Origin of the sequence: Halalkalibacterium halodurans, from assembly GCF_004376175.1 — a bacterium.
GTDB lineage: Bacteria > Bacillota > Bacilli > Bacillales > Bacillaceae_D > Halalkalibacterium > Halalkalibacterium halodurans.
Genome location: NZ_SNUY01000050.1, coordinates 18,877 through 30,177 on the forward strand (window position 1 = coordinate 18,877; position 11,301 = coordinate 30,177).

Here is an 11,301-nt window from a genome sequence, read left to right on the forward strand (position 1 = left end):
CAAATTAACAATACTTATGAGTTGGTGATGAATTTGTACCAAGATGAGCGTTTGCCGTTAATTTTAGAGGAATTAAAGAAACATCAGCGCATTACCGTTGAACAAATTTGCGCACGTTTTGGAGTATCACGAGATACAGCCCGTCGTGATCTTGTAAAGCTAGAAGAACAAAAAGTAATTATCCGCACGCGAGGCGGCGCGATCCTTCCGTCTGCCCACCAAGAAGTGAAAGGCTATCACCAACGATTAGAAACGGTCTCAAAAGAAAAAAAGCAGATCGGCGAAAAAGCAGCATCTTTTATTCATGAAGGTGATCGTTTAATCCTTGATACATCTACAACAGTTCAAGCCCTTGCTGATTTTTTTCCAAATGTTCGCTGTACAATTGTGACAAACTCAATCAATCTCGCAGACCTTTTGTCAGCAAAAAAGCACGCAGACATCCAATTACTTGGCGGTAAACTTGAGAAGAAACACCGTTACTTGTATGGAGCTTCCGTAATTGAAAGGCTACGTTCGTATTATGTCGACAAATTGTTTTTAGGGGTTGTAGGCATTTCCGAGCATGGGCTTACGATTGCCCACGAGGAAGATGGCATGGTGAAACGAACAATGCTCCAGCAAGCAAAGCAAAAAATCGTGTTAGCCGATCATTCAAAAATTGGCGTTACTGATTATTTCAAGCTTGCTGACTTATCCGATATTGATGTCTTGATCACGGACCGGTCCCCACCTTATTCGTTTCATCAATTATTACAGCAACATGGTGTGGAGCTTGTCATCACAGGGGAGGAGACTGAAGAATGAAAAAGTTGATCGCCATCGATTTGGACGGAACGTTACTTAACGAGAAGAGCACAATTAGCGAAGAAAACATGGAATCGTTACAAAGGGCGCAAGAGGCTGGCATGGAAGTGGTGATCGCGACAGGAAGAGCTTACTTTGATGTTGTAGACCTTTTAAAGCCAACAGGCATGCATCCATGGGTGATCGGGGCCAACGGCGCAACGATCCATGATCCAACAGGAAGGCGATTGCTTTCAATTCCCCTTGAGCATAAACAGGCGATTGAGATTTTACATTGGCTAGAAGGAAACCATTTTTACTACGAGGTGTTTAGCGATGAAGCGATTTTCACACCACAAAACGGACGGGAGCTGCTTGCCATCGAAATGGATCGGCTTGTAAGCGCGAATCCGCAAACAGACCTTGGCACGTTATCCCAAGCAGCCGCAAAACAATTCAGTCAAACGGGGTTTTCATATGTCTCATCTTATCGTGACTTGCTTGATACTGAAGTGAACATCTACAATATTCTCGCCTTTTCCTTTGATGAACACAAATTAGCAAAAGGTTGGGATCGCTTTAAACAAACGGATAACTTAACGCTCGTCACATCAGCTGAGCACAACTTCGAGCTTGAACATCCACTCGCCTCAAAGGGTAACGCCTTAACATGGTTAGCTAAACATTTGCACATCCCCCTAGAACATACAGTGGCGATCGGTGATAGCATGAATGACTACTCGATGATCACAATCGCTGGCTACAGTATCGCCATGGGAAATGCCCGTGCCGAAATTAAACAGATCTCCCACGAGGTCACTTTATCAAACTATGAGCATGGGGTTTCCCACTCCATCGAACGACTGCTTGCCGCAAAGCGGTTGGGACAAAACTAGCCAACAGCAATAAAGAAGGTTCGGGTCATTTTATTTTGATGATCCGAACTTTTTTTCTATTGATTTACGGGTCGTCGGTTGTTTGATGTCCAGAAAAAACAGATGTATGCCCATCGTTCATTGTCAAAATCACGAGACGCCTGCGGTAAGCAAGTGGTTTTTGACACAATCAACCCCCTATATGTTTTGTCCCAGCTCTCTTTTCTTTTCTATCCCCCACTTCCCTCCCTCCAAAGTCAATCGAACCCGTCACGAACTTGTTGGAAAATCGTTTTTACTTTGTCCTTGACGGTTATGTCCCTCTTTCGTTAAGATGATGGCTATACGAAAGACATGGGGCTAATGGTTCGGTTAAAACGATTTTGGTAGGAGGAGCCACAATGCTAGTAGTCAAAAAAGCCTTGAATAATAACGTCTTGATTGCCGAACACCCGAGTTATGACGAAGTCGTTTTGATCGGAAAAGGTCTAGGCTTTGGCAAGAGGCCGGGAGATGAAGTCGCAGGCGAAAGCGCTGAAAAATTTTTTGTATTGAAGGATGCGAAGGAACAAGAGCAATACAAACAGTTGCTCGATTACGTCGACGAATCCTTTATCGGGTTCATGAATGACGCCATCGAACGAATTGAAGAACGCTTTCAGGTTCGGCTACACGAGCATATTCATGTGGCATTGACCGACCACTTATTTTATGCCATTAAACGAATTAATCAAGGGTTTGACATTAAAAATCCATTTTTAACCGAAACTGAACTAGCGTATCCGAAAGAATTTGATGTGGCCACAGAGATTATCCAAGCGTTAGAAGCGGCTTTTCACATTTCCATTCCACCAGGGGAAATAGGATTTGTTGCTCTTCATATCCATAGCGCGCTAACGAGACGCTCGCTTGAGGAAGTCAATCAACATACTAGGCTCATAAGTGAGCTCGTCTATGTCATTGAAACCTCGCTTGAGCTGACGATCGATCGGCAGCACGTCGATTATCTCCGGCTTGTTCGTCACCTCCATCACGCAATCGAGCGGATTCAAAAAGGAGAGTATAACGACAATCAAGAACGATTAAAAAAAATCTTGAAAGAAGAATATCCAGTATGCTACAATCTTTCATACAAGCTGATTAAAATTATGCAACAGTCGTTAAAGAAAGCGATTCCAGATGCTGAAGCCGTTTATTTAACCTTACACCTTCAGCGTCTTGCAAAAGAATAACTGGCATTATTCTTTCCGTGTTACTGGTTATGCAGGCATGAGAGAAAGGAAAAGGTGCAGACTATAGAGATAAGGAGGAGACTCCTATCTTTATGGCTGTGTCTTCCCCCCTTTCCCTCATGCCTTTTTGTTGTGTGATTTTTTTCGGTTTGTAACATCTAAAGGAGGTTTTCTTCATGTTTAAAAAATCATTCGGCGTTTTGCAACGCGTCGGAAAAGCGCTCATGCTACCGGTCGCTTTACTGCCGGCAGCTGGGATTTTGCTCGCTTTTGGTGACGCGCTCCAAAACCCTGATATGACGGAGCGTTTTCCGTTTTTAACGGCAGATTGGATCGTGATCATTGCCGAACTTATGCAAAATGCAGGGGACATTGTCTTCGCAAATCTCGCCCTTCTTTTCGCCGTTGGGGTCGCCATCGGTCTTTCGAATGGAGACGGGGTCGCTGGACTTGCTGCGTTAATCGGGTATTTGATCATCAACGTAACAATGAGCGTTATCGGGCATGTTACACCTGAAATGGTCGGAGATAGCCCAGCTTATGCAAGCGTACTTGGCATTCCAACGCTACAAACAGGGGTATTCGGTGGAATCATTGCCGGCCTTCTCGGTGCGTATATGTACAAGAAATACTTTAATATTGAATTACCGTCATACTTAGGTTTCTTTGCGGGAAAACGATTTGTTCCAATCGCAACAGCCTTTTTCTCCTTATTCGTCGGGGTGCTCTTACACTTTATTTGGCCGACCGTTCAGGATGGCTTAAACGCATTCTCTTATTACATGACGGAGTCAAACCGTACGGTTGCAGCGTTTATCTTTGGTGTCATTGAGCGTGCTCTGATTCCGTTCGGACTTCATCACATTTTCTACTCGCCATTCTGGTTTGAGTTTGGTCAGTATACGAACGCCGCTGGTGAAATTGTACGTGGGGACCAACGGATCTTCTTTGCGCAAATTCGTGATGGTGCTGAGCTGACAGCTGGTACGTTCATGGCAGGTAAATTCCCGTTCATGATGTTCGGTCTTCCAGCTGCTGCACTTGCGATTTACCATTGCGCACGTCCTGAAAACAAAAAAGTTGTTGCTGGTATTATGGCATCTGCAGCCCTTACTTCGTTTTTAACAGGGATTACAGAGCCTATTGAATTTAGTTTCTTATTTGTAGCGCCATTATTGTTTGCCGTGCATACCATTTTCGCTGGTCTTTCATTTATGATCATGCACATTTTGGACATTAAGATTGGGATGACTTTCTCTGGAGGGGTCATTGACTTTATCCTTTACGGAGTCCTTCCAAACAGAACCGCTTGGTGGCTTGTGATTCCGATTGGATTAGTGTTCTCAGTCATTTACTACTTCGGGTTCCGCTTTGCAATCAAGAAATTTAACCTTATGACTCCTGGTCGCGAAGAACCAACGGAAGAAGATGGAGCTGGGGCTGAAGTAGATAAAAACTCTCTTCCATTCAATGTCCTTGAAGCTCTTGGTGGCAAGGAAAACTTAACAAACTTAGATGCGTGCATAACGCGATTACGCGTGAACGTCAAAGATGCGAAAAATGTTGACAAAAATCGTCTGAAGAAATTAGGCGCCTCTGGTGTGATGGAAGTGGGGAACAGCATTCAAGCGATCTTCGGCCCACGTTCTGATCAAATTAAAACGCAAATTCAAGACATTCTTGATGGTAAAACACCAGTCGTTACTGAAGAAACACCTGATGAAGCGCAAGTCGCTCCGGTTGCAGGCGACATCTCTTTCGCCATGCCGATTGAAGGAAAGCTTCTTGATCTAAGCGACGTACCAGATGAAGTGTTTTCGAAAAAAATGATGGGCGACGGCTTTGCGATTGAACCGACAGAAGGTATTGTCTATGCGCCATTTGACGGAAAAGTAAGTACGATCTTCCCGACAAAACACGCGATTGGCTTAACGACAGATACTGGAAAAGAAGTGCTCATCCATATCGGTATCGATACGGTTAACTTAAAAGGGGAAGGATTCACTGCCCATGTCGAGCAAGATGACATTGTTCAACAAGGTCAAAAGCTTATGAGCTTCGACCTAGATGTGATTAATGAAAAAGCGAAATCAGCGATCACGCCGATTATTTTTACTAACCTTGCCGAAGGAGAGCACATCACGCTTCATACATCTGGTGAGCAAAAAGCAAACACAGAAAACATTCTTTCCATTAAACAATAGTTATTTATACAGAAACCAAGTTCACCACTTGGTTTCTTTTTTTGCCATAAGACTTTTAATTATCCAATGTTTAGTCTCGATTCAGTAAGGGTACATGTAAAGTGACAGTGATTCATGTATCTCTTTACATGGCTTCAATGAGTCACTTTATTTGAACTCCCTTTCCCCACCCACGGAGGGCAACTACAATGTTGCTCTCCCATTTTTATTACTTCGCTTTATCAAACCCTTGAAATGGGAGTCTTTTTTGAAATACTTTTTTCAGTTCGGGACTAACCACCACAGACTTCATCACTATACTTCATTAAAAGGTGGTACATTTTTCTTCAATTCTAAGAAACATGTCCTGTTTTGAGACATTTCTTTAATGTATGTTACAAGTTTCGACATAGAAGATATGCTATCCGACCCTTTTCTGACGGTGATCGCTCTTGGTAGAATAGGCTGACAGAAAAGAATCTGAATAAAGAAGTGGTGAATGAAAACATGTTTTCAAGTGCAGAAATTGGGATTGATTTAGGAACAGCCAATCTTCTTGTATATAGCAAAGATAAAGGAATTATTTTAAATGAACCATCAGTTGTTGCCATGAATGTGGAGACGAACGAAGTACTCGCTGTCGGACTTGAAGCGAAAAACATGGTCGGAAAAACACCTGGAAACATCGTTGCCATGCGTCCATTAAAGGATGGAGTCATCGCCGATTTTGACGTGACAGCCACGATGTTAAAACACATTATGAAGCAGGTGAGCAAATCGGCTGGACTTTCGATGCGAAAGCCTAATGTCGTGGTCTGTGCTCCTTCTGGATCGACGTCTGTAGAGCGTCGCGCGATTCTCGATGCTGTGCGGAGCTGCGGAGCGAAACAAGTGGAAATTATTGAAGAGCCTGTTGCGGCTGCCATCGGTGCAGACCTTCCAGTGGACGAGCCTGTCGCCAATGTAGTCGTTGACATTGGCGGTGGAACAACAGAAGTTGCTATCATTTCCTTTGGCGGTGTCGTCTCCTGCAATTCTGTCCGAATCGGTGGAGACAAAATCGACGAGGACATCATTCAATACATTCGAAAAAACTACAACGTGTTGATCGGTGAACGGACAGCCGAACAGGTAAAGATTGAAATCGGATACGCTCCAATTGATCACGAAGTCTTGACAATGGAAGTTCGTGGCCGGGATTTAGTGTCGGGCCTACCGAAAACGATTGAATTGAAATCAACGGAAATCCAGTATGCAATCAATGAATCATTACTGCAAATTCTTGAAGCCTTACGCGCCACCCTTGAAGATTGTCCACCTGAACTGAGTGGTGACATTGTCGACCGCGGTGTCATTTTAACTGGCGGGGGCTCGTTGATGAATGGTTTCCAAGAGTGGCTCACTGATGAAATTGACGTACCTGTTCACCTTGCACCTAGTCCGCTAGAAGCTGTTGCGATTGGAACAGGGCGCTCGTTATCCATGATCGCAAAACTACAAAAAGTGACGGTGTAATGTACGAAACTCGAGGGGCTGCTCAAAAGCAGCCCTTTCATCCATTCATCGTTAAAATCCGTCCATGATTGAGCGCTTATTCTTTATTATTTTTTTAGCCTCCTTAAGTATACTCGTCTAAGCTTTCCACTTCTTGTTCATGATCCGTTCCCTAAAAATCGCCATCCGTTGTTCGGTTTAAGACGTACCGCTTCCCCTTCTCCACTTGGAAGCTCATTCGTCCAGAGTCCAAAACATCCCCTTCTACCTCTTCACCGCTCTCGGTTATTCGCATGTTTATTCGAGTAAGCACTTCACACGTTTGCGTTTTAGTTGAGACGATTTCCACCTTGACCAGTGCTCCATTCGTCCAAGCTAAATCAACTTCATATCCTCCTCTGCCTCGTAACCCTTTCACATACCCGTCTTTCCATGAATCAGGAAGCGCCGGGAGAAACTCGAGGTAGCCTTGATGCGATTGTAAAAGCATTTCGGCGATACCAGCTGTTGCCGAAAAGTTTCCATCGATCTGAAAAGGTGGATGGGCACCGAATAAATTAGCGTATACACCACCGCGATGTTGCATCGATTCATCCTCTTTAATAAGCTTTAACATGTTTGAGAGTAACCGCTCGCAGCGATTCCCATCTTTAAATCTAGCCCATAAGCTAATTTTCCAACCTAGACTCCAGCCTGTTCCTTCGTCACCTCTAATTTCAAGGGACGTTTTGGCTGCTTCAAAAAGATTTGGCGCTGATTGCTCTGTAATGAGCCGCCCTGGGTAAATCCCGACAAGGTGGGAGACGTGACGATGATGAACATCTTCGTCTTCGAAATCGTTCGACCATTCCTGTAATTGGCCGCGCTTACCGATTTGAAGCGGCAACAGCCGTTGCTTCGCATCAGATAAGGCCTTTACAAAATCTTCATCGATTGAGAGGCGTTTTGCCGCCTGAATGCAATTGTCAAAGCATTCTGCGATCAATGACAGATCCATCGTCGTCGCAGAACTAACGGCATAGCCCTTTTCTCCAATCCGGAACCGTTGCTCGGGAGAGGTCGAAGGTGAAGTGACAAGATAACCTGCTTCATTCTCAATCAACCAATCCAAACAGAATAACGCCGCCTCCTTCATAATCGGATATGCCGTATCTCGCAAATATGCTTCATCTTCGCCAAAAGTGTAATGTTCCCATAAATGTTGGGTTAACCATACACCACCCATCGGCCAAAACGCCCAGACCGGATCTCCATGACCAAAATCGCCAACTGGTGCTGTTTGTCCCCACAAATCAGCATTGTGGTGCGCCACCCATCCTCTTGCGCCATAATTTATTTCAGCTGTTTTCTTTCCGTTCGCTGCCAACCTTTCGATAAAATGAATTAACGGTTTATGCAGTTCGGCTAGGTTGCAAGTCTCCGCCGGCCAGTAATTCATCTCCGCATTAATGTTTAACGTATAGTTGCTGCTCCATGGCGCCCGTGTTTCTTCATTCCAAATCCCTTGTAAATTGGCAGGTTGGGTTCCTGGACGAGAGCTGGCGATCATTAAATACCGACCATACTGGAATAAGAGCTCCACCAACCCAAGATCACGGCTACCATATTCCTTTATTCGTTGATCGGTTGACATGTCCGCTGGGGCTATGCTCTCTCCCAAATGCAGCGAAACCCTATTAAATAGCTTCGTGTAATCTTCAAGATGACGATTAACAATCTCTTTATATCCTCTCTTACAAATCGCCTTGATTGTTTCAATTGTGCGCAAGCTAGGATCTCGTTCTAAGCAGCTCGCCCCTGTACTTGGATCAAAGGAAGTCGACGCACTAAAATATAAAGTTGCACAAGTCGCCCCCATTACGTGCAATCCGTCGGCATCTACTTTCAACGACCCACCTTCGTTGACGGCAGCAAGTCTCCCGTGAAACTTCATCCCCTGCGACATATCTGGATGTCCGTAACGTACAGGATTCTCTTCATCATAGTAACTAGGTGACACGTGCTCTGGTGCTGTGCCGGATATCGTATAGTGTTCCGCACCAACGCTCGATACATGTCTCAGCAGACTATCCAGCTTGGCCCGGAAACTGAGGAACCCCTCCTTGCTTGCGGTTAAACGAACGACGATGGCTCGGTCAGGATACGTTACAAATAGTTCACGGGTATACTGTACGCCACCAATTGTGTAAGTAACGGTGACGATCCCTGTAGATAGATCTAGCTCTCGGTGATAATGAGGAGCCACAACTTGGCCATGATCCATGAAAATGTTCAAATCGCCAAAAGGTAAATAGGATTGCGTATAAGGACCCATCATGTCCCTTGAGAGCTGATCTGCTTCTTCATACTTTTCTTGTGCGATCAGCTCTCTCACTTTCGGCAGTACCTCCTTCACCCTTGGATTATTCCAATCCTTCGGGTAGCCTGACCATAACGTGTCTTCATTTAAAGCGATACGCTCCTTCTCGACCTTTCCGAATACCATCGCCCCGAGGTTACCGTTCCCTATAGGTAGCGCTTCCGTCCAAAAACTAGCTGGAGAATCGAATTGAATCTTCATAAAGTTTTCTTCCCTCCTACGATTGTTACATAACATTTTTTAACTTCATCTTCCCAGAATCGAACGTTTGTAACCATGTCAGAATTATAGATGAGAAACCGTTACATTGACACTGCACTTTTTTTGCGTTTAGTATAATAAATTCACTTTTGGAGCAGCCAAACAGTTAAACTATGTCCAATCAAATGTAACTGCTCGATTACAAAAGCTAGAAAATGAACTAGGCGTTTTGTTATTTTATCGAAAACCAAAAGGAGTCCAATTGACAGAAAAGGGCGTCCTTTTTCAACAATATGCTGATTCTATTTTACGAATGGTCGAAGAATCAATCCGAGTATTACAAGATCATGAGCAGCCCAATGGCTCCCTTCGAATTGGTGACATGTGGTCATTTCATCCCTCTGATTGCGTCTTACCAATCAACATACAATCAAGTCGAGCTTAGCATTGAAACAGGTCAAACTCCTCAATTATTGGAGAAGGTTAAAGAATATGATTTAGACGCTGCATTGGTTACAGACATACCTAGCTTCCCTTGGATCGAGATAGACGAAAGTTGGACAGAAGAGCTTGTCGTCCTATCGCACGATGAGTTTAATTTTACAACACTGCTTGATCGGAAATGGGTCGTTTCTTCATCTGGGTGTCCATTTCGAAAAAGGTTGGAGGAATGGTTGCAAGATGAGGGAGGATCACTTGAGAACTATCTTGAGATTCACTCACTTGAAATATTATTAAGTAGTGTCAAAGCTGGCTTAGCGGCTACCCTCCTCCCTCGGTCCGTATTAAAAGGCGCCTACGAAGATCTTTACGCTTTTCCAATCCCTGAAAAATATCGTTACATGACGACTGCGCTTTTGCGAAGAAAGGAGAAACATACAAGCTATGCCTATCAAGCCTTTTGTGAAATGGTGAAAAGAGACGGAATATGAAAGATACAGTGTTGGCAAATCCTGCTGTCATCTATGAGTAAGGCTTTACAATAATCGATCCTATTTTTTGTCCAGCAAGTATGCCGTTAGAAAAAGAATCGATAACCGGCTAATAGTAGCAGCCCAGAAATCAAGGAGGTGATGATCTGTTTCATGCTTAACTGAACCGCAAACGACGCACCCATCTCCTTCTTAAAGCCGAAAGCGTGACCGCACACGAAGAAAGAGTTGAGGCTAAATAAACAAGGACAACCAGTTCACCAGTTGAGACCGTAGACAGTAACACCCCTTCTCCTTCATTATATTGAAAAAGCCCGCCAAATGGCGAGCTACGATGAACAACTATAAAACTAGGATCTAGTACGAACCAATGGCTGATGTTTCTGCTCATAATCTTCACGTATGATCGCATAAACCTTGAAATCTCGATGCGCCCCTTTGACGTAGATGGCGCGGCGATGGGTACCCTCATAGATCAACCCCGCCTTTTCCATCCGTATTGTCAAAACTTTATATAAAAATAGGTTATTAAATCCTATATTAGAGGGCTTTATAAGCAAAAAAATTGCCACCCCCTTAAATTCTGTAGATAATTGAGGTTACCACAACACCCAATTCCAGAAAAGGAAGTGACAATTTGTACCCTCAAATTATAACCTATTTATTAACTTTTATAAACTATCAAGAACAAATTATTCGAACTTTGCTTACTCTTTTGATTGGAAAAAGCATGTTCGATAAACCAAAAGAAGCTCCTGTTAATCAGCCTTATCGAAAGCTTCAAATTGATGATTTACCTATCATTGAAAAACTAGAAAGGCTCGATTATCAGCTTTTATTAGCGGAACACCTTCAATCCAAAGGGAAACCGTTAAAACCAGTACAGCGACGAGCGAATTCTACGCCCGTACCGTCTACCTTATGTTGTCCGAAGTGTGGTGCTCCTTCTGCGTATTTGTACGCAAATAACGGAGGAAAAGGACAATATCAGTGTAAGGTGTGTTCGTGTGTTTTCAATAAAAAAAGTCGTTATCAGAAAGAGGCCATTCTTAAGTGTCCTCACTGCCTTAAACCGCTTGAAAAAATTAAAGAACGAAAAGATTTTCACGTGTTTAAGTGCAAAAATGATATGTGTACCTATTATCAAAAAAACTTGAGCGCCATGACCAAAAAAGAGAAAAAACAATTTAAAGAAGATCCACAATCGCTGAAAGTACGCTACATTTACCGGAAGTTCCA

Annotated in this window: 7 protein-coding genes and 2 pseudogenes; 8 read left to right on the forward strand and 1 reads right to left on the reverse strand. The window is 43.7% G+C overall.

The genetic code is table 11. From position 1 onward, the window contains the following. Window positions 1–33: 33 nt before the first annotated feature. The 5 genes from E2L07_RS14875 to mreBH all read left to right on the forward strand — a co-directional run bounded on the left by E2L07_RS14875 (window position 34) and on the right by mreBH (window position 6,591). Window positions 34–807, forward strand: a complete 774-nt coding sequence (locus E2L07_RS14875; RefSeq protein WP_053432616.1) for a DeoR/GlpR family DNA-binding transcription regulator — start codon at window positions 34–36, stop codon at window positions 805–807. Continuing rightward, complete coding sequence (locus E2L07_RS14880) at window positions 804–1,682, forward strand: Cof-type HAD-IIB family hydrolase (RefSeq protein WP_053432550.1); 879 nt, start codon at window positions 804–806, stop codon at window positions 1,680–1,682. Before E2L07_RS14875 ends, E2L07_RS14880 begins: the two co-directional genes overlap by 4 nt. Before the next feature lie 380 nt (window positions 1,683–2,062). After that, window positions 2,063–2,893, forward strand: a complete 831-nt coding sequence (gene glcT / locus E2L07_RS14885) for a glucose PTS transporter transcription antiterminator GlcT (RefSeq protein ID WP_010897018.1) — start codon at window positions 2,063–2,065, stop codon at window positions 2,891–2,893. A gap of 176 nt (window positions 2,894–3,069) precedes the next feature. Continuing rightward, entirely contained in the window at window positions 3,070–5,097 is a 2,028-nt protein-coding gene (gene ptsG / locus E2L07_RS14890; RefSeq protein ID WP_134229955.1) for a glucose-specific PTS transporter subunit IIBC, read from the forward strand. A gap of 486 nt (window positions 5,098–5,583) precedes the next feature. Continuing rightward, window positions 5,584–6,591, forward strand: a complete 1,008-nt coding sequence (mreBH, locus tag E2L07_RS14895; RefSeq protein ID WP_010897016.1) for a rod-share determining protein MreBH — start codon at window positions 5,584–5,586, stop codon at window positions 6,589–6,591. 151 nt (window positions 6,592–6,742) lie between these two features. Here mreBH and E2L07_RS14900 read toward each other — a convergent pair whose 3' ends face one another. Continuing rightward, window positions 6,743–9,130, reverse strand: a complete 2,388-nt coding sequence (locus E2L07_RS14900; protein WP_134229956.1) for a glycoside hydrolase family 95 protein — start codon at window positions 9,128–9,130, stop codon at window positions 6,743–6,745. 211 nt (window positions 9,131–9,341) lie between these two features. Between E2L07_RS14900 and E2L07_RS21290 the strand changes: the two are divergent. The 3 genes and pseudogenes from E2L07_RS21290 to E2L07_RS14915 form a co-directional block, all read left to right on the forward strand. After that, window positions 9,342–9,575: pseudogene (locus E2L07_RS21290) on the forward strand (hypothetical protein); the annotation flags it as partial. Continuing rightward, window positions 9,490–10,062: a LysR substrate-binding domain-containing protein gene (locus E2L07_RS14905; RefSeq protein ID WP_243854965.1), complete on the forward strand. Its 573-nt coding sequence runs from the start codon at window positions 9,490–9,492 to the stop codon at window positions 10,060–10,062. The pseudogene E2L07_RS21290 and the gene E2L07_RS14905, both read left to right, overlap by 86 nt. A gap of 637 nt (window positions 10,063–10,699) precedes the next feature. Beyond that, window positions 10,700–11,301: pseudogene (locus E2L07_RS14915) on the forward strand (DDE-type integrase/transposase/recombinase); the annotation flags it as partial.